19 protein-coding genes, 1 pseudogene and 1 riboswitch are annotated in these 18,713 nt (G+C 70.2%); of the genes and pseudogenes, 10 read left to right on the forward strand and 10 right to left on the reverse strand.

Features of this window, described 5'->3' with window-relative positions; translation table 11 throughout:
• Nucleotides 1-106 precede the first annotated feature (106 nt).
• The 5 genes from ABZV38_RS18700 to ABZV38_RS18720 all read left to right on the forward strand — a co-directional run bounded on the left by ABZV38_RS18700 (nucleotide 107) and on the right by ABZV38_RS18720 (nucleotide 4,561).
• Nucleotides 107-1,345, forward strand: a complete 1,239-nt coding sequence (locus ABZV38_RS18700; protein ID WP_267006401.1) for a MurT ligase domain-containing protein — start codon at nucleotides 107-109, stop codon at nucleotides 1,343-1,345.
• 34 nt (nucleotides 1,346-1,379) lie between these two features.
• Nucleotides 1,380-2,108, forward strand: a complete 729-nt coding sequence (locus ABZV38_RS18705) for a glutamine amidotransferase (protein WP_356328289.1) — start codon at nucleotides 1,380-1,382, stop codon at nucleotides 2,106-2,108.
• A 140-nt stretch (nucleotides 2,109-2,248) separates the two neighbouring features.
• The gene (locus tag ABZV38_RS18710; protein ID WP_356328291.1) at nucleotides 2,249-3,274 is read left to right on the forward strand and encodes a 6-phosphofructokinase; all 1,026 of its coding nucleotides are present in this window, start codon (nucleotides 2,249-2,251) and stop codon (nucleotides 3,272-3,274) included.
• 111 nt (nucleotides 3,275-3,385) lie between these two features.
• Entirely contained in the window at nucleotides 3,386-4,336 is a 951-nt protein-coding gene (locus ABZV38_RS18715) for a cytochrome c oxidase assembly protein (protein WP_356328293.1), read from the forward strand.
• 66 nt (nucleotides 4,337-4,402) lie between these two features.
• The gene (locus ABZV38_RS18720) at nucleotides 4,403-4,561 is read left to right on the forward strand and encodes a hypothetical protein (RefSeq protein WP_356328294.1); all 159 of its coding nucleotides are present in this window, start codon (nucleotides 4,403-4,405) and stop codon (nucleotides 4,559-4,561) included.
• Between the two features lie 115 nt (nucleotides 4,562-4,676).
• Here the strand turns inward: ABZV38_RS18720 and fusA are convergent, their stop codons facing one another.
• Nucleotides 4,677-6,776 (reverse strand): elongation factor G, encoded by a 2,100-nt coding sequence (fusA, locus tag ABZV38_RS18725; protein WP_356328295.1) that lies wholly within the window; start codon nucleotides 6,774-6,776, stop codon nucleotides 4,677-4,679.
• 707 nt (nucleotides 6,777-7,483) lie between these two features.
• Between fusA and ABZV38_RS18730 the strand changes: the two genes are divergently transcribed.
• Nucleotides 7,484-8,194 (forward strand): lysophospholipid acyltransferase family protein, encoded by a 711-nt coding sequence (locus ABZV38_RS18730; protein ID WP_356328297.1) that lies wholly within the window; start codon nucleotides 7,484-7,486, stop codon nucleotides 8,192-8,194.
• A 65-nt stretch (nucleotides 8,195-8,259) separates the two neighbouring features.
• Nucleotides 8,260-9,318 (forward strand): NAD-dependent epimerase/dehydratase family protein, encoded by a 1,059-nt coding sequence (locus ABZV38_RS18735; RefSeq protein WP_356328298.1) that lies wholly within the window; start codon nucleotides 8,260-8,262, stop codon nucleotides 9,316-9,318.
• 70 nt (nucleotides 9,319-9,388) lie between these two features.
• Here ABZV38_RS18735 and ABZV38_RS18740 read toward each other — a convergent pair whose 3' ends face one another.
• From ABZV38_RS18740 to ABZV38_RS18775, 8 genes are all read right to left on the reverse strand, one after another.
• A complete protein-coding gene (locus ABZV38_RS18740) occupies nucleotides 9,389-10,966 on the reverse strand; it encodes an alpha/beta hydrolase (protein WP_356328300.1) in 1,578 nt (525 codons plus the stop codon).
• A gap of 168 nt (nucleotides 10,967-11,134) precedes the next feature.
• On the reverse strand, nucleotides 11,135-11,899 hold the full coding sequence (locus ABZV38_RS18745; protein WP_356328302.1) for an urease accessory protein UreD: 765 nt from the start codon (nucleotides 11,897-11,899) through the stop codon (nucleotides 11,135-11,137).
• Nucleotides 11,896-12,573 carry an urease accessory protein UreG gene (ureG, locus tag ABZV38_RS18750; RefSeq protein WP_356328304.1) on the reverse strand — a complete coding sequence of 226 codons (678 nt, stop codon included), beginning with the start codon at nucleotides 12,571-12,573 and terminating at the stop codon, nucleotides 11,896-11,898. The genes ABZV38_RS18745 and ureG overlap by 4 nt, the downstream gene beginning before the upstream one ends.
• 36 nt (nucleotides 12,574-12,609) lie before the next feature.
• The gene (locus ABZV38_RS18755) at nucleotides 12,610-13,272 is read right to left on the reverse strand and encodes an urease accessory UreF family protein (protein ID WP_356328306.1); all 663 of its coding nucleotides are present in this window, start codon (nucleotides 13,270-13,272) and stop codon (nucleotides 12,610-12,612) included.
• 13 nt (nucleotides 13,273-13,285) lie between these two features.
• Nucleotides 13,286-15,007, reverse strand: a complete 1,722-nt coding sequence (locus tag ABZV38_RS18760) for an urease subunit alpha (protein WP_356328308.1) — start codon at nucleotides 15,005-15,007, stop codon at nucleotides 13,286-13,288.
• Nucleotides 15,000-15,311 (reverse strand): urease subunit beta, encoded by a 312-nt coding sequence (locus tag ABZV38_RS18765; RefSeq protein WP_356328309.1) that lies wholly within the window; start codon nucleotides 15,309-15,311, stop codon nucleotides 15,000-15,002. The genes ABZV38_RS18760 and ABZV38_RS18765 overlap by 8 nt, the downstream gene beginning before the upstream one ends.
• A gap of 12 nt (nucleotides 15,312-15,323) precedes the next feature.
• Entirely contained in the window at nucleotides 15,324-15,626 is a 303-nt protein-coding gene (locus ABZV38_RS18770; protein ID WP_176902329.1) for an urease subunit gamma, read from the reverse strand.
• A 151-nt stretch (nucleotides 15,627-15,777) separates the two neighbouring features.
• Complete coding sequence (locus ABZV38_RS18775) at nucleotides 15,778-16,110, reverse strand: hypothetical protein (RefSeq protein ID WP_356328381.1); 333 nt, start codon at nucleotides 16,108-16,110, stop codon at nucleotides 15,778-15,780.
• 7 nt (nucleotides 16,111-16,117) lie between these two features.
• Here ABZV38_RS18775 and ABZV38_RS18780 point away from each other — a divergent pair.
• Nucleotides 16,118-16,773 (forward strand): annotated as a pseudogene (locus ABZV38_RS18780) (hypothetical protein).
• Nucleotides 16,774-16,878: 105 nt separating this feature from the next.
• On the opposite strand, the gene ABZV38_RS18785 reads toward ABZV38_RS18780, so the two are convergent.
• Nucleotides 16,879-17,163 (reverse strand): type II toxin-antitoxin system Phd/YefM family antitoxin, encoded by a 285-nt coding sequence (locus tag ABZV38_RS18785; RefSeq protein WP_356328311.1) that lies wholly within the window; start codon nucleotides 17,161-17,163, stop codon nucleotides 16,879-16,881.
• A gap of 95 nt (nucleotides 17,164-17,258) precedes the next feature.
• Here ABZV38_RS18785 and ABZV38_RS18790 point away from each other — a divergent pair, with 95 nt between their 5' ends.
• Together ABZV38_RS18790 and ABZV38_RS18795 are read left to right on the forward strand one after the other, a co-directional pair.
• The gene (locus tag ABZV38_RS18790) at nucleotides 17,259-17,894 is read left to right on the forward strand and encodes an ATP-dependent Clp protease proteolytic subunit (RefSeq protein ID WP_356328313.1); all 636 of its coding nucleotides are present in this window, start codon (nucleotides 17,259-17,261) and stop codon (nucleotides 17,892-17,894) included.
• Between the two features lie 7 nt (nucleotides 17,895-17,901).
• Entirely contained in the window at nucleotides 17,902-18,210 is a 309-nt protein-coding gene (locus tag ABZV38_RS18795; protein ID WP_356328314.1) for a hypothetical protein, read from the forward strand.
• Between the two features lie 319 nt (nucleotides 18,211-18,529).
• Nucleotides 18,530-18,710, forward strand: a riboswitch (cyclic di-AMP (ydaO/yuaA leader).
• The last annotated feature ends 3 nt before the right edge of the window (nucleotides 18,711-18,713 follow it).

Here is an 18,713-nt window from a genome sequence, read left to right on the forward strand (position 1 = left end):
GAGTACGTTCCACGTGACCTCCACGTTCCCGGTGGTGCCGCGGTGCGGTCGCCGTCCCGGACATCGATAGGCTGGGCGCGGACCGATGCAAGGAGGATCTAGGACGATGGCAGGCAACACGGAGCCGTTGTCGCCGCGGGCCAAGCTGGCGGTGACGGCGGGCAAGGCCGCTGCGGCGGTGTCGCGCGCTGCGGGGCGCGGCAGCGGATCGGTGATCGGCGGCCGGGTGGCGCTCAAGCTCGACCCCGACCTGCTGGGGCGACTGGCGCAGCACCTGGACGTGATCCTCGTGTCGGCGACGAACGGCAAGACGACGACGACCCGGCTGATCGCCGAGGCGCTGCGCGCCGCGGGCCCGGTCGTGTCGAACGCGCTCGGCGCCAACATGCCCGCGGGCATCACCTCCGCCCTGGCCGGTGGCTCGGACGCCAAGTACGGCGTGATCGAGGTCGACGAGAAGTACCTCGCCGGTGTCGCCCGGGACACGACACCCAAGGTGATCGCGCTGCTCAACCTCTCGCGCGACCAGCTGGACCGGGCCGCTGAGACCCGGATGCTGGCCGAGAAGTGGCGTGAGGGGCTGTCCGGCTCGAAGGCCGTGATCGTCGCCAACGCCGACGACCCGCTGATCGTCTGGGCGGCGTCCTCCTCCCCCAACGTGGTGTGGGTCGCGGCCGGCCAGGCGTGGAAGGACGACGCCTGGTCCTGCCCGTCCTGCGGCGGTGTGATGCAGCGCCCCGGCGACGACTGGTTCTGCGGCGAGTGCGGTTTCCGCCGCCCCGCGCCGAGCTGGGTGCTGCACGGCGACTACGTCCTGGACCCGCACGGATCGGCATGGCCGATCCACCTGCAGCTGCCCGGCCGCGCGAACAAGGCGAACGCCACCAGCTCGGCCGCTGTCGCCGCGGTCTTCGGAGTGCCGCCGCAGGTCGCGCTGGAGCGCATGTATCAGGTGCAGGCCGTCGCAGGCCGCTACGACGTGGTCACCTTCCTCGGCCGTGAGCTGCGGCTCCTGCTGGCGAAGAACCCGGCGGGCTGGCTCGAAACGTTTTCCCTGATCGACCCGCCGCCCACCCCGGTGATCCTCTCCGTCAACGCCCGTGGCGCGGACGGCACGGACACCTCATGGCTGTGGGACGTCGACTACACCCAGCTCGCCGGCCACCCGATCTTCGTGCTCGGCGACCGCAAGCTGGACCTCGCGGTCCGCCTCGAAGTGGCCGGTCTCGACTTCCGGGTCTGCGAGAACCTCGACGAGGCCGTGCAGCAGGCCCCTCCCGGCCGTATCGAGGTCATCGCCAACTACACCGCCTTCCAGGATCTGCGCCGTCGTGTCGGCAACTGACCCCGGCCCCGGCCACCTCCGGAGAGGACGAAGCATGAGCAACAACGGTCTGCGTCTGGTCTGGGTCTACCCCGACCTGCTCAGCACCTACGGCGACCAGGGCAACGCGCTGGTGGTGGAGCGCCGGGCCCGGCAGCGCGGTCTCGACGTGCAGCGCGTCGACGTGCGCAGCGACCAGCCGATCCCGACGTCCGGCGACATCTATCTGATCGGCGGCGGTGAGGACCGGCCGCAGCGGCTCGCCGCGGAGCGGCTGCGCCGCGACGGCGGTCTCAGCCGGGCCGCGTCCAACGGTGCGATCATCTTCTCGGTCTGCGCCGGCTACCAGATCCTCGGCCATGAGTTCATCAACGACCTCGGTGAGCGCGAGCCCGGTCTCGGGCTGCTCGACGTGGTCTCCACCCGCGGCGAGGGAGCCCGGTGCGTCGGTGACGTACTGGCCGACATCGACCCGCAGCTGGGCCTGCCGCAGCTGACCGGTTTCGAGAACCACCAGGGCGTCACCCATCTGGGTCCGACGGCTCGGCCGTTCGCCCGGGTGCAGATCGGCGGGGGCAACGGCACGGGTGACGGCACCGAGGGCGCGTACAACGACACGGTCTTCGGTACGTACATGCACGGGCCCGTGATGGCCCGTAACCCGATGATCGCGGACCTGCTGCTGAAGCTGGCCCTCGACGTCAACGCACTGCCGCCGACGGACGACCGTTGGTACGAGGCGCTGCGTGCCGAGCGCATCGCCTCGGCGACCCAGCCCGCATGACGGACTATTCGCTCAACTGAGCGGAGTCCAGCAGGCGGACGCCCGGTTCGGTCCCGCCACTCTGCGCCGGTAGGGTGGCGGGGATCCAACCGGACGACGTGGTCCGGTCGTCGGCCCACGTTGCAAAGGTTTCCCGGGCAATGCGAATTGGTGTGCTCACCTCCGGCGGCGATTGCCCCGGCCTCAATGCCGTCATCCGTTCCGTCGTGCACCGCGCGGTGGTCGACCACGGCGACGAGGTCATCGGCTTCCACGACGGGTGGAAGGGCCTCCTCGAGTGCGACTACCGCAAGCTCGACCTCGACGCGGTCGGTGGCATTCTCGCCCGCGGCGGCACGATCCTCGGTTCCTCCCGGGTACAGCCCGCCCATCTGCGGGGCGGCGTGGAACAGGCCAAGGGCCATGTCGCCGATCTCGGTCTCGACGCGATCATTCCGATCGGCGGCGAGGGCACGCTGAAGGCGGCCAATCTGCTCTCCGAGGCGGGTCTGCCGATCGTCGGCGTACCGAAGACCATCGACAACGACATCGCATCGACCGATGTGACGTTCGGCTTCGACACCGCGGTCGGTGTCGCCACCGACGCCCTCGACCGGCTGAAGACCACCGCCGAATCGCACCAGCGGGTGCTGATCGTGGAGGTCATGGGCCGCCACACCGGCTGGATCGCCCTGCACTCGGGCATGGCGGCCGGTGCGCACGCCATCGTCGTGCCGGAGCGCCCCTTCGACATGGACGAGCTGACCGAGCTGGTCGGCAAGCGTTTCTCGGCAGGCAAGAAGTTCGCGATCGTCGTGGTCGCCGAGGGCGCCAAGCCGCGCGTCGGCTCCATGGAGTTCGAGCAGGGCACCAAGGACATCTACGGCCACGAGCGGTTCGCCGGGGTGGCCACGCAGCTCTCCATCGAGCTGGAGCAGCGTCTCGGCAAGGAGGCCCGCCCTGTGATACTCGGCCATGTGCAGCGCGGCGGCACCCCGACCGCGTACGACAGGGTCCTGGCGACCCGCTTCGGCTGGCACGCGGTCGAGGCGGCACACCGCGGCGAGTTCGGCATGATGACGGCCCTGCGCGGCACGGACATCACGATGGTGCCGCTGGCCCAGGCCGTGGAGACGCTGAAGACGGTCCCGGCCGAGCGGTACGCCGAGGCCGAGTGCGTGCTCTGAGCGGCACCGGATCCTGACGACTGCCCCCGGCCGCAACTGCGGCCGGGGGCAGTTCTACTCTGGTCGGGACAACCGGCACGAAACGGGGACGTCCCCAGCGGGAGTGAACAGATGGATCACAGCGGGCACGGCATGAACATGGATCTGCCGCCGTTCACGCTGGGACGTGGGCTCGCCTTCTCCGCGGACCCGTTCTTCCTGATCGGCTGTGTCCTGGCGCTCGGCCTGTACGGGTACGGCGTGCTGCGGCTGCGCAGACGCGGCGACAGCTGGCCCGTCGGCCGGACGATCTTCTTCGTCATCGGCGTGCTGACCGTCGCCCTGGTCATGTGCACCAGGCTCAACGACTACGGCATGGTCATGTTCAGCGTGCACATGGTGCAGCACATGGTGATCAGCATGCTGTCGCCGATCCTGCTGCTGCTGGGCGCCCCGGTGACATTGGCGCTGCGCGCCCTGCCCGTCGCCGGCCGGGGCCGGACGGGCCCGCGCGAGCTGCTGCTCATGCTGCTGCACAGCCGGTACATGAAGATCATCACGCATCCGGTGTTCACCATCCCGCTCTTCATCGCCAGCCTGTACGCGCTCTACTTCACCCCGCTGTTCGACTTCCTGATGGGCTCGAAGACCGGGCACCTCGCGATGATGGTGCACTTCCTCGCGGTCGGCCTGGTCTTCTTCTGGCCGATCATGGGCGTCGACCCGGGCCCGCACCGGCCCGGCTATGTGATGCGGATGCTGGAGCTGTTCGCGGGCATGCCGTTCCACGCCTTCTTCGGCATCGCGCTGATGATGGCGACCTCACCGATGGTGGAGACGTACAACCATCCGCCGGCTTCGCTCGGCATCGACGCGCTGAGCGACCAGAACTGGGCGGGCGGCATCGCCTGGGCGTTCAGTGAGATCCCTTCGGTGCTGGTGCTGATCGCGCTGGTCTTCCAGTGGTACCGGTCGGAGCAGCGGACGGCGAGGCGCACGGACCGCGCCGCCGACCGGGACGGCGACCAGGAGCTGAAGGCGTACAACGCCTACCTCGCCTCGTTGCAGGCGCGCGGACAGTAGCGGTGGACACACCTTCCGGGTGACGATGGGGTCCACGGCCGCGCGGCCGACGAGGAGGGTGCGCGCATGTCCGGATCCACGAAGACGATGGGGATGCTCACCGTCGGAACCCTGGTGGCGGTCACCGCCTACACAGTGGCGCTGGGGAGCAACGGCTGGCTCTGGTTCGGCTGGGTGGTGCTCGGGCTGATCACCCTGGGGATGGCCGCTACGCGCGACACCTGAGCGGATACCCCTCCCGGGTCCCTGTACGGGCCCGGCCGGAGCAGCTTCGGCCGGGCCCGTACGCCGGACGGCGGCGATGGCCCCGCCCGCGTACGGGCGGGGCCATCCTTGTGGGCTACCGGGGCGGTGTCGCGCGGAGCACCGCACTCGGCGCCGGGGCGTAGCCGGTGGCGCGGGTGGTGAACGTTCCCCGGCCCTGGGTCCGGCTGCGCAGCCGGGTCGCATAGCCGAACAGCTCGGCCAGCGGCACGGTCGCGGTGATCACTGCCGTGCCTGCGCGCGTGGTCGAGCCCGAGACCCGGCCGCGCCGTGCCGCCAGGTCACCGAGCACCCCGCCCACGGCGTCGTCGGGCACGGTGACCGTGACCTCCACCACCGGTTCCAGCAGCACCATCACGCTGCCGCGCAGTGCCTCCCGGAGCGCGAGCCGTCCGGCCGTCCGGAACGCCATCTCCGAGGAGTCCTTGGAATGGGTGGCCCCGTCGGTCAGCGTGACCCGCAGTCCGGTCACCGGGTGACCGCCGAGGGGGCCCTCGGCCAGAGCGTCCCGGCACCCGGCTTCCACCGCCCGCACGTACTCCTGCGGTACGCGTCCACCGACGACGGTCGATCGGAAGACGAAGTCCACCGCACGGCCCGTGTCGTTGTCACCGGCGGCTTCCAGCGGCTCCGTGTCGAGTACGACGTGAGCGAACTGGCCGGCGCCTCCGTCCTGCTTGACGTGCCGGTACACCAGTCCGGACACCCCTCGGGCGACCGTCTCCCGGTAGGCCACCTGCGGCCGGCCGACGCCGACGTCCAGCCCGTGAGCACGACGGATCTTCTCCACCGCGACCTCCAGATGCAGTTCCCCCATTCCTGACAGCACCGTCTGGCCGGTCTCGGGGTCGGTCCGGACCGACAGTGAAGGGTCCTCCTCGACCAGTCGCACCAGCGCCGACACCAAGCGGTCGGTATCCATGCTCCTGCGGGCCTCGACCGCTACGGAGACGACCGGAGCGGCCACGGAAGGCGGTTCGAGAACCAGCGGTGCCGCGGGTGTGCACAGGGTGGCACCGGCGCGGGCGGCTTTCAGCCCGACCACCGCGACGATGTCCCCGGCCACCGCCCGGTCCACGTCCGCGTGCCGCCCGGCCTGCATCCGCAGGATCCGGCCGACTCGCTCGGTGCGCCGGGCGCCCACGTCCAGCACCATGTCCCCCTTCCGGATCGTTCCCGAATACACCCGCAGGTAGGTCAGCCGCCCCGTGGCGGTCGAGCTCACCTTGAAGGCCAGCGCGGCAAAGGGCGCCGCCGGGTCGGCGACCCTCTCCTGCACCGCGCCGTCCAGGGTGCCGCGTACTGCCGGCACGTCCAGCGGCGAGGGCAGGTAGCCCACGACGGCCTCCAGCAGCGGCTCGACCCCGCGGTTGCGGTAGGCCGACCCGCACAACACCACCACGCCCTCACCGGTACGGGTGAGGTCGCGCAGCGCGGCGGCCAGGGTCTGTGCAGAGACCTTCGACTCCGCACAGAACTCCTCCAACGCGACCGGATGAAGTTCCGCCACCGTCTCCTCCAGCAGCCGTCGGCGCCGGTGCGCTTCTTCCAGCAGGGCGTCCGGCACCCGACTCTCGTCGGGCGTACCGCGGCCATCGGCCCAGACCAGTGCCCGCATACGCAGCAGATCCACCACTCCGGTGAACCCGTCCTCCTTACCGATCGGCAGCTGGACCACCAGCGGGACCGTGTGCAGCCGCTCCCGTATCGACGCAACCGCCGTGTCGAGGTCGGCACCGGCACGGTCCAGCTTGTTGACGAAGGCGATCCGCGGCACCTCGTGCCGATCGGCCTGCCGCCATACCGACTCGCTCTGCGGTTCGACTCCCGCGACAGCGTCGAACACCGCGATCGCGCCGTCGAGCACCCGTAGCGAGCGCTCCACCTCGTCGGAGAAGTCGACGTGGCCCGGGGTGTCGATCAGATTGATCCGGTGGCCGTCCCAGGCACAGCTCACCGCAGCGGCAAAGATGGTGATCCCGCGATCGCGTTCCTGGGGATCGAAGTCGGTGACGGTCGTCCCGTCGTGGACCTCGCCGCGCTTGTGGGTGGCACCGGTGAGGTAGAGGATCCGCTCGGTGAGGGTGGTCTTGCCGGCATCGACGTGGGCGAGGATGCCCAGATTGCGAACGCCGGTCAGCGGACTGGTGAGATGACGGTGCAGGTCGGTACGCACGGCCCATGGCCTTTCGGGGTGATCCGGAACGGGGGCGGCGCGATCTCCGGACGAACTGGCCTGCGGTCAGGCCATGCAGAAACCCCTGATGCGGCGCACCGCATCGGAAGTTGGCCGCCCGGGCGGCTCAACACCGTTCAATCAGGGGTCAGTTGTCCGTCACGGACATCCGGTACCGGCCGCGCAGCCGGAACCGGGCACATGAAGACACCAGGATCACCTCGTACCGTGACGGGGGAACAACAACAGCGATGCGGTAACGCACGGCCGGTCTCCCCTCACTCGTCACGGCGCGCGCCGGGATGTTGTTGTGGCGCGCGGTTCGACGTGAGTGTAGTGAACCCGACGTGAGCGGGGCACCGGATTTTCCGCCGCTTCCATTGCGGCGAGTCCTGTCTCGGTCTCGCGCTCCGGGAGAGTTCTCCGCTCGCTCCTGTTCCGTCCGGGCAGGGCTCAACCGCCTGGGTACCGGGCGAGGTCCTGCGCGGCTGATCGGGCTACGATCGATCGCCGCAACAGGCTGCATGCGCCAGGCCCCGGAGCCAGGATCTGAAACGCCATCGCGCAAGCCGGCCCGGAGCCGGCACGAGTCCGGTCGGCCCGGCGGCAGTCGAACAGGCATGGAAATCGCTTGACTCGGTAGATTCATACCGTGACCTGGCAGAACGCTGCCCCAGAGCCGATCCGGTAGGGATGGGAGAGCCACCGTGTTCTACTACGTGCTCAAATACGTCATTCTGGGGCCGTTGCTGCGGTTGCTGTTCCGGCCCAGGATCGAGGGCCTGGAGCACATTCCGGAGGAGGGCGCGGCAATCGTCGCCGGCAACCATCTGTCGTTCTCCGACCATTTCCTGATGCCCGCGATCATCAAACGGCGCATCACGTTCCTCGCCAAGGCGGAGTACTTCACCGGCCCGGGGCTGAAGGGAAGACTGACCGCCGCGTTCTTCCACAGCGCCGGGCAGATCCCGGTGGACCGGTCCGGCAAGGATGCGGGGCAGGCCGCAATCCGTGAGGGGCTCGGGGTGCTGAGCAAGGGCGAACTGCTCGGGATCTATCCGGAGGGCACCCGTTCGCACGACGGCCGGCTCTACAAGGGCAAGGTCGGTGTCGCGGTGATGGCGATCAAGGCGCAGGTGCCGGTGGTGCCGTGCGCGATGGTCGGTACGTTCGAGATCCAGCCTCCCGGCAAGGTCGTCCCGCGGATCAAGCAGGTCACCATCCGCTTCGGTGAGCCGTTGGAATTCTCCCGCTATGCCGGGATGGAGAATCAGAAGGCGGCGATCCGGGCGGTCACCGACGAGATCATGTACGCAATCCTCGGGCTCTCCGGTCAGGAGTACGTCGACGAGTACGCGGCCAAGGTGAAGGCCGGGCAGGCCGAACAGACGAAGAAGTTCCCGAAGCTGCGACGCTGACCGCGAATCCGCGATCGGCGAACTCGCCTGGCCCAACGGGTCCGCCTCCGCCTAGCGTTCCTCGCATGAGCAAGGGACACGCATGGGTTCTCGGAGCGATGGGACAGATCGGGCGCGCCGCGGTGCGGGCGCTCGTCGAGGACGGCTGGGAGGTGACGGCGGCCTCGCGCGGCGGCGGGCGGGACGAGCGATGGGCCGACGGCGTACGGACGACGGCCCTCGACCGGGACGAGGAGGGGGCGCTCGCTGCGGCGCTGGGAGACGGTTGTGACGTACTGGTCGACATGGTGGCGTACGGCGAGCAGCACGCCCGGCAGCTGACCGGGCTCGCCGACCGGATAGGTTCGGCCGTGGTCATCTCCAGCGGTGCGGTGTACGAGGACGATCGCGGCCGCAGCTTCGACACCCAGGGCGAGCCCGACAAGGCACCGCGGTACCCGGTGCCGATCCCGGAGACACAACGCACGGTGGCGCCCGGGGACGCCACGTACGGGACCAGGAAGATCCGGCTGGAGCGGGATCTGCTGGCGGCGGGTGACGTCCTGCCGGTGACGCTGCTGCGGGCCGGTGCGGTCCATGGCCCGTACTGCCGCTCGCCGCGCGAGCTGTACTTCGTGAAGCGGCTGCTGGACGGGCGCGGACGACGGGTGCTCGCGTACAACGGCACGAGCCGTTTCCATCCGGTCCACGTGTCCAACGTGGCCGAGCTGATCCGGCTCGCCGCCGGGCAGCCCGGGACAAGGGTGCTCAACGCGGCTGATCCGCAGGCGCCGACGACCGCGGAGATCGCATCGGCGATCGACGGGGTGCTCGGCCGGGAGACGGAGACGGTGCTGGTGGACGGAGCACCGCCGGTGGGCGAGGTCGGCGAGACGCCGTGGAGCAGTGCCCACCCCATCGTGTACGACATGACAGCTGCCGCGAAGGAGCTCGGCTACCGGCCGGTGACGGGCTATGCGGAGTCGCTGCCGGAGACCGTCGAGTGGCTCGTCGGGCAGCTGGACGGCCGGGACTGGCGGGACGCCTTCCCGGCGATGCTGCGGGCTTACGGCGAGGGTCTGTTCGCCTATGAGGCGGAGGACGCCTGGCTGGAGCGGTACGACCGGGGACTGACCTCGCGGTAGGGCCGGGCCGTACGGCGAGACGGGCGGCCGGTGGTGCTCGTCCGGCCGCCCGTCCCCATCACTCAGCCGATTACGGCTTCGGGGTGGCGTGCGGGGTGCACGTCACGTCCTGCCGGTCGGTCTGCCCGGTGAGCAGGTAGGTGTCCACCCGGTCGTTGATGCAGGGGTTGACCAGGCCCGTGACACCGTGCGAGCCGGCGTCCTTCTCGGTGATCAGACGCGAGCCCTTGAAGCGCTTGTGCAGCTCGACGGCGCCCTCGTACGGAGTGGCGGCGTCACGCGTGGACTGCACGATCAGCACCGGCGGCAGGCCCCTGCCGGTCTTGACCTCCAGCGGGGTCTGCTGCTTGGCCGACCAGGTCGCACAGGGCAGGTTCATCCAGGCGTTGGCCCAGGTCATGAACGGGTAGTCCTTGTGCAGCCGGGTGTTGTCGCGGTCCCACTTCTGCCAGCTGGTGGGCCACTTGGCGTCCGCGCACTCGACAGCCGTGTACACGGCGTTGCCGTTCTCCGAGGAGGCGTTCCCTGCGAGATCCGACATGTCGGGGCCCGCGGCGTCGACGAGCGCCTGGGTGTCGCCCGCCCGGTAGTCGCTCCAGGTCCGGGCGACGAGCACCCAGGTGGAGTCGTAGTACGGCGCGTTCTGGAAGAAGCCGATGAGTTCGGCGGGTCCGACGACGCCGCCGATCGGGCTCTTCTTGGCCGAAGCGCGCAGCTTCAGCCACTCATCCTCGACCTGGGCCGGCGTGGTGCCGATGTGGAAGGCCGCGTCGTTCTTGGCGACCCACGCCGTCCAGTCGTCCCAGCGCTGCTGGAAGGCGATGTCCTGGTTGAGGTTGGCCTCGTACCAGATGTTGTCCTTCGCCGGGTTGACGACGCTGTCGACGACCATGCGCCGGACGTGGTCCGGGAACAGCGTGCCGTAGACCGCCCCCAGGTAGGTGCCGTAGGAGACGCCCAGGAAGTTGAGCTTCTTCTCACCGAGCGCGGCGCGGATGACATCCAGGTCGCGCGCGGTGTTCGGCGTGGTCATGTGCGGCAGCATGTCGCCGCTGCGCTCGGCGCAGCCGTCCGCGTACTCGGCGGCGAGCTTGCGCTGGGCGCGCTTGTCGGCCTCGCTGTCGGGTACCGGGTCGGCCTTCGGGGCCTTCACGAACTCCTGCGGGTCGACGCAGGAGATCGGCGCCGAGTGGCCGACACCGCGGGGATCGAAGCCGACGAAGTCGTACGCCTTCGCGGCCTTCGTCCACAGCGGGTTCTTGTTGGTGATCCGGGTGGGGAACCGCAGCCCGGAGCCGCCGGGACCGCCCGGGTTGTAGAGCAGCGCGCCCTGCCGCTCCTCCTTCGTACCGGTGCTGACGTGCCGGTCGACGGCGAGCTTGATCTGCTTGCCGTGGGGCTTGGCGTAGTCGAGCGGTACGGTCACCCAGCCGCACTGGATCGGAGTGGCCAGGGCCCAGTCGGCCGGGCAGTCCTTCCAGTCGATACCGGTGTGGGCCGCCCGTGCGGCCGCGATCTGGACGCCGCGCGCCTCCGAACCGCTGTGGTGGCGGCCGTCGGCTGTGGCCGTCGGTGCGGCTATCGCGCCCGCTATGAGCGTGCCCGCGATCAGAGTGCCGGCCGAGCCGAGCACTGCTGTGCGTCTCAAGTGGAACCTCCCCCATTGTCTGCAGCGCCGCGATTGGCAGCGCTGTTCACATCGAGACCTCCCGCGGATCCTGTCGCCTGTGGGGTTCCTGAGAACAGGCCGTACACGCACTTCTTTACCGAATCGATAACCGGACACCCGTGTCCCGCTGAGCGGTGCGCATCCGCGTCAGCCGCCCAGTACCTCGTCCAGCGCACCGTCCAGAACGATGCGCAACAGTCGCGCGTCGGGGGCCACGGCGGTCACCAGCACCGCGGGGCCGACAAGCCGGGTGAGCACGGCGGTCGGCCCCAGCAGCCTCGTAGCGGGGCACTTGTCCTCGAATGCCGGTTCCACGACGAGGAGTTGGCCGACCGCATGATGTCCGCCGAGCACGGCGCCACCGTCCCAGCCACCGGGTGCCCCCGGCCCGTACGCCACTTGCTGATCGAGCAGCGGGCGACCGGCCCGGTGGACGGTGAGGCGGCTGGTGAGCGTGCCGGGGGCCTCGCCGTGGCGGCCTAGGATCAGTTCCTCGCGCAGCACCAGCCGTGCGGTCGCTGCGAGTTCGACCCTGGTGGTCATGCGCAGCTCGCTGCCGTTCGCGGAAATGAGCTGCTCCGGAAGCCAGTTGAGCTCAGCCCCGTCCCCCACCTGCAGCTCGATGTCGTATGTGGCTGGTTGGACCTCCGGTCCGGGGCCGGGCAGCGCCACTGTCGCCGCCGCGGAGTCCACGGTGAGCCGGGCGCCGTCCTCGATCCGTGCTTCGATGGCGAGGCGGTCGCCGCCCAGCGGTGCGCTCATCGCGCCGACTACGGTGACCCGGGCGCACGGTGCGACGGTGGCCCTGGTCCGGCGCAGGGCGAGCGGCCCGTCGCTCTCGAGGACGGGGAGAGCCGTGGCGCCGCGGCCATCGGGGACGGCGGCGATCCGGGCGGTCGCGCGGACGCTCATGCGGTCCAGGCGGCGAGCTGCGCCCGCACCCACTCCGCGACGGGCGTGACGCCCTCACCAGAGGTGAGGGAGGTGAAGACGACGGGGAGTGTGCCGCGCTGCTCCGCGGCGTCCAGGGCCATCCGGTCCAGATCGGAGCCGACGTACGGGGCGAGGTCGGTCTTGTTGATCACGAGGAGGTCGGAGGTGGTGACACCGGGTCCGCCCTTGCGTGGGATGTCGTCGCCGCCCGCCACGTCGATGACGAAGATCTGAGCGTCGACCAGGCCTTTGGAGAAGGTCGCGGTGAGGTTGTCGCCGCCGGACTCGACGAGGATCAGATCGAGGGGGCCGACGGTGTCCTCCAGGTCCTCGACGGCTTCGAGGTTGGCGGAGATGTCGTCGCGGATGGCGGTGTGCGGGCAGGCGCCGGTCTCGACGGCCTGGATGCGCTCGGGCGGCAGCACGGCGTTGCGCAGCAGGAACGCGGCGTCCTCGCGGGTGTAGATGTCATTGGTGACGACGGCGATGGACAGCTCGTCGCGCAGCGTGCGGCAGAGCGCTGCGACGGTCGCCGTCTTGCCGGAGCCGACCGGTCCGCCGAGCCCAATGCGCAGGGCGCGGCGGGTGCCGTCGGGGCGTGCGGCGTCGGCGCTGATGGCGGCCGGGCCGCCGTGGGAGTGGCCGAGGTGCATGGGGTGCGGCTCCTGAGGGGTGCGGTGCGAGTGGTCCTATGAGGCGAACAGGCGGACCGGCCAGGCGGCGTGCGCCTCGGCGGTGATGTCGAGCAGCGGTGCGGAGGCTGCGGGCAGCGCGTCGATGCCCTGGTGCACGGCGGCGGCGGCCTGTTCCGCGACCCGGTCGAGTTCGGGTGCGAGGCGGGCGAGGACGGCGGTGGCCTCGAAGGGGTTCAGGGAGAGCAGCCGGACCACCGCGGTGGCCGGTCCGCTGACCGTTTCGTACGCGACGCAGTGCGCCGCGTCCTCGGGTCCGAGACCCGCCGCGCGTGCGGTGAGGCCGAGCACCACGGGCTGGTGGGCGCCGCGCGGCCGGGCCTCCGCGAGCGCGGCGAGTTCGGGGCTGGGCCAGGTGGCACGGGCGGCCCGCATCAGCTGACGGCCGAGCCTGCGCGCGACCGCGCGCAGCGCGGGTGACGGGGTGCGGGCATCGGCGGCCTCGTCGAGCGCGAGCGGGTCGAGGCCGTGGGCGGCCGCCGCGGCGAGTGCCGCGGAGGTGAGTCCGGTGGTGTGCAGGCGGCCTCGGCAGAAAGCGGCGAGGTCCTCGGCGTTACGGATGCGTCCTGCCGCGACGGCCGGTTCGGCGCCACCGGAGTGGGCGTGACCCCCGGCGGGGAACCGGCCGTCGGCGAGGACGAGCAGTGCTGCGCGGCTCATCACATGGCCTGTTTCAGAAGAGGAAGTAGCGCTGGGCCATGGGGAGTTCGGCGGCGGGTGCGGGTTCGACCGGTTCGCCGTCGATAGTCACGGCGAAGCTGTCGGAATCGACCTGGACCCGCGGCAGCGCGTCGTTCTCGCGCATGTCCGCCTTGGTGACCCCCCGGGTGCTGGTGATGGGCACGAACCGTTTGCCGAGTCCGAGGCGTTCCGGCAGCCCGTCCTCGATGGCCGCGCTCGCCACGAAGTTGAACGAGTTGGCGGCGGGCGCCCGGCCGAGTGCGCCGAACATCGGCCGGGGCATCACCGGCTGCGGGGTGGGGATGGACGCGTTGGCGTCACCCATCTGCGCGTATGCGATCTGTCCGCCCTTGATGACGGTCTGTGGCTTGACCCCGAAGAAGGCCGGGTCCCACAGCACCAGGTCCGCGAGTTTGCCGGTCTCGACGGAACCGATCTCCTGGTCGAGGCCCTGGGCGACGGCCGGGTTGATGGTGTATTTGGCGACATAGCGACGCACCCGGTGATTGTCGGCCCGCCCGTCGCCGGGCAGGGGGCCGCGGCGCTTCTTCATCACATGGGCGGTCTGCCAGGTGCGCAGAACGACCTCGCCGACGCGGCCCATCGCCTGGGAGTCGGAGGAGATGATCGAGATCGCTCCGAGGTCGTGGAGGATGTCCTCGGCGGCGATGGTGGACGGCCGGATCCGCGACTCGGCGAACGCCAGGTCCTCCGGGACGGCCGGGTTGAGGTGGTGACAGACCATCAGCATGTCGAGGTGTTCCTCGATGGTGTTGACGGTGTGCGGCCGGGTGGGGTTGGTGGAGCTGGGCAGGATGTACGGCTCCGAGACCACGGCGATGATGTCCGGTGCGTGCCCGCCGCCGGCGCCTTCGGTGTGGTACGCGTGGATGGAGCGGCCGGCGATCGCGGCGAGCGTGTCGGCGACGAAACCGGCCTCGTTGAGAGTGTCCGTGTGGATGGCGAGCTGAGCGCCGCTCTCCTCGCACACGTTCAGACAGGCATCGATGACGGCCGGGGTGGCCCCCCAGTCCTCATGGATCTTGAATCCGAGCGCGCCGCCGCGCAGTTGGGCCCGCAGAGCATCGCCGGACATCGTGTTGCCCTTGCCGAGCAGTCCGATGTTGACGGGGTAGGCCTCCAGGGAATCGAACATCCGGGCGAGGTGCCAGGCGCCCGGGGTGACCGTGGTGGCCTTCGTACCCTCGGCCGGTCCGGTGCCGCCGCCGACGAGCGTGGTGACACCGGCGGAGAGCGCCTGGTCGACGATGGTCGGCGAGATGAAGTGGACGTGAGCGTCCACGGCGCCGGCCGTCACGAACTTGCCGTTACCCGCGATGATTTCGGTCTCCGGGCCGATGACGAGATCGGGGTGGACGCCGTCCATCGTGTCCGGGTTGCCGGCCTTGCCGATGCCCGTGATCCGGCCGTCGCGGATGCCGATGTCCGCCTTGACGATGCCCCAGTGGTCGATGATGACGGCGCCGGTGATGACGGTGTCGGGAGCCCCTTCGGCCCGGGTGGTGCGTGCCTGGCCCATCGACTCGCGGATCACCTTCCCACCGCCGAACACCGCCTCGTCGCCGGCGAGTCCGGGGCCGCCGGAGCGGTCCTCCTCGATCTCGACGAGCAGATCGGTGTCGGCGAGCCGGATGCGGTCGCCGGTGGTGGGCCCGAACAGATCGGCGTACACGGCGCGGTTGAGTTCAGCCATCGAGGGCACCTCCGGTTTCGCCGCGCAGGCCCGGGACGATGCGCCGTCCGGCGAGGGGCACGAGTTCGATGTCGACGGGGATGCCGGGCTCGAAGCGGACCGCGGTCCCGGCGGCGATGTTCAGCCGCAGGCCGTGGGCGGCCGGACGGTCGAATTCGAGGCCGGGGTTGGCCTCGGCGAAGTGGTAGTGCGAGCCGACCTGGACGGGCCGGTCCGCGGCGTTGAGGACGGTGAGGCGAGTGACCGGGCGGCCCGCGTTGAGCGGCACGGGCCCGTCCGAGTGAAGGATCTCTCCGGGGATCATCGGCGGCGCCCGTCAGACGATCGGATCATGGACGGTGACGAGCTTGGTGCCGTCCGGGAAGGTGGCCTCGACCTGGACGTCGTGGATCATCTCGGGGATCCCGTCCATGACGTCGTCGCGGGTGAGTACCTTCCGCCCGGACGCCATCAGTTCGGAGACCGTACGGCCGTCGCGGGCGCCCTCCAGCAGATGCGCGGTGATCAGCGCCACCGCCTCGGGGTGGTTGAGTCGCAGTCCACGTGCCCGACGCTTCTCCGCCACGTCGGCGGCCACATGGATGAGCAGGCGTTCTTGCTCGTGCGGGGTCAGTTGCAACGCTTCCACCTCACAGTCGTCCGCCCAGTACCGGTCCTGGGCGCAGCGAGACATTAACTGCGCTCAACAGACTGTTGAACTCAGAGCCGGTGTCTCACGGCGAGGTATTGCACGTTAGGGCGGAAGTTTTTCCGGCGCGTTAACTGACCTTTTACAGGTCCATGGACATCAGGCCGCGCAGGCCGTTCTCCAGCACCTCGGGCGCGGTGTCCCCGAACATCGCCAGCTGGGCGATGAACCCCTGGGCGGTGGCGATCAGAGTGCGGGCCACATGGTCGGCCGGCACGTCGACGGCCGGCATGCCGGCCTCACGGTAGACCTCGACCAGCTCGGCCCGGGCCAGCCGCAGCCCTCCGTACGCCTCGCCGAGGGTGGCGGCCGGCCGCTCACTGCGCAGGGTCTCGGACCACACCTGCACGATCAGTCCGGCATGGACCCGTCGGTCCATTCCGCGGCCCTCGGCACCGAACAGCGTCCGCGTCACACGGCCGATCAGCGCATCAGGGGCGGGCGGCGAGCTGACCCGGACCGCTTTCCCGGGCTCCGCACCGGCCGCCGACAGGCTCCAGCAGCAGTTCGAGCAGCACGGGGATGCCTACGAGATCCACCGCTTCGGCGACGAGGCCGCGGCCCGTACCGCGACCGGGGACCGGGTCGTATACGGCGCGGTCGTGATCACACCGAAGGGCCCGCAGCTGCTGACCGCCTCCGCGGCCCTCACGGACAGCTGGCTCGGGGCGATCACGGGCGACTTGTGGACCGAGGCCGGGTGCTCGGGCTCACCGTGCCGGCCATCGGCGCCACCGTGGCCGGGCTTGCCGCGCTGATCGGACCGGCCGGAGTGGGGCTCGGCGCCCTGCTGATGGTGCTGCTGGGCAACCCGTTCTCCGGCGTCACCAGCGCACCCGAACTGCTGCCCCGGCCGGTCGGCGCCATCGGGCAGTTGCTGCCTCCGGGCGCGGGCGGGTCACTGCTGCGGTCGGTCGCCTTCTTCGACGGCAGTGCGGCAGGCGGCGCGGGGTTGACGCTCGGCCTGTGGGCAGCGGCCGGACTGACCGCGGTCCTCGTGGGCGGCCGACGCCGGACGCCCGCGGCAACGGCTCCCGCACCCGGCACCCCGGAGCCGTCGCCTGCGCCGGCGGGCTGAGCGCCCCTCCGAAGCCGCGCCGTTACGGGGCGCGGCGCCGCCGGGGTCTGCGCGGTGGCGTCGCGGCAGGGGTACCCGGCGACCGCACCGCGGGTGTACCGGCCGTCAGTTGCCCGGCTCGCGCTGTCCCCGGTGTTCGGCCGCAATGCCGAAGCGTCGCCGTTCGCCCGGAGCGGACGCGGCGGAGCCGATCGAGGAGACCGAACTGATCACCTGCTCCTCGGCAGCCGCCTCTTCCTTCTCGAGTCGCTCCAGGTCAGCGGCCGAAACGAGCGCCACCAGCGGCTTGCCGTGCCGCGTCACCACGACTCGCTCGCCGCCGTAGACGACGCGGTTGATCAGTTCGGCTAGCTCAGCTCGGGCTTGCGTCACCGGAATCTCGTAGGCCATAGTCCCCATCATAACCTTCTGTACGTCCTGTACATTTTTTACAGACACTTGCGCAGGCCACACGCAGACGCAGACACCGGAGGAGAGCCTTCACCATGTTCCGCCCTGCCGCCCGTTACGTACTGCCCGAGTTCACCGAGCGCACGACCGACGGGACCCGCACCCTCGACCCGTACTCCAAGCTGCTCGCCGAGCGGATCGTCTTCCTCGGCACCCCGGTCGACGACACCGCCGCCACCGACCTGATCGCGCAGTTCATGTACCTGGAACACGCCGCACCCGACCGCCCCATCTCCCTCTACATCAACTCCCCCGGCGGCTCGTTCGACGCCATGGCAGCGATCTACGACACGATGGAGTACCTCACCTGCGAGATGGAGACCTTCTGCCTCGGACAGGCCGGTTCCAGCGCGGTCCTGCTGCTCGCCGCGGGCGCCCCCGGCCGGCGGCACGCCCTCCCCGGGGCCAGGGTCGTCGTGCAGCAGCCCGCGCTTCCCGAGCCGCTGCAGGGCCAGCCGTCCGATCTGGAGATCGAGGCGCGGGAACTGGTCCGCATGCGTGAGCAGCTCACCCACCTGCTGGCCCGTCACACCGGGCGCACTGCCGAACGGATCGCCGCGGACATCGAGCGCGATCTCATCCTCGATGCCCCGGGCGCCAAGGCGTACGGCCTGGTGGACCACGTTCTGGAGAACCGCAAGACGTCGCTCCCGCCGAACGGCGCGAGGTGAACACCCGATGCAGCCACCGGAGTTCCCGCCGCTGCCCGCACTGACGCGCGCCGAGGGCGAGTTCATCGACTGTTATCTGGAAGTGCTCGACCAGGTGGGCCGGATCAACCCCGCCCACGGCAGCGACACCTACGGCGCGTTGTGCGCGGCACAAGCACTCGCCTCGCGGGCGCGCGCCCTGCGGGACGCACTCGCCTTGATGCACGAGCGCGGTGAGGCACAGATCCACGCCGCCACCTTGGCGCGGGCGCTTCGCGTGTTGGACGGGGAGCAGCGGGCCCGACGGGTCACCGTGCCCCCTGCCCAGACGAGTTGATCAACCCCCTTCCGCGACACGCCCGGCGGGCTGATCAAAATTCCTCGCTCGTTCGGCGTAGGAGATCCCCCGCGCGAGGGACGGCTCAACTTGCGCTTTCGGCATGGCCGGTGAACGGAGTCTGCTGCTCCGCCGCTGGTACGGGACCGGTCGGGGCGACCGGCCGGGTTCACGGAACGACCGCACCCACCCGGATGGGCGAATAGCGACGAATTTCCCATATCGCTCAATATCCTCGGAAATCCGGCACTCGGTGAGTCAAGATCCGTGGGACGACAAGCCCCCGCCACCGCGGCGGGGCGGTCCGGGCGGACGCCGAGTCCTGCCGCCGCCCGGATGCCTGGTCGACAGAAGTGGATCGGCAGGAGTGGAGGACCCGAGCACAACGGGTCGACCGGGCATCCGGTCGACCCTCGGGGTGAAGCCGCCAAGTGCGGCCGGGCAACTTCGCCAGCCCGAACCCGACAGGTCATCCTTCACAGGCGGCTGACGAAGGGTTGCGC

The sequence above is a fragment of the Streptomyces sp. NPDC005181 genome (assembly GCF_040608395.1).
In the GTDB taxonomy this organism is placed as follows: domain Bacteria; phylum Actinomycetota; class Actinomycetes; order Streptomycetales; family Streptomycetaceae; genus Streptomyces.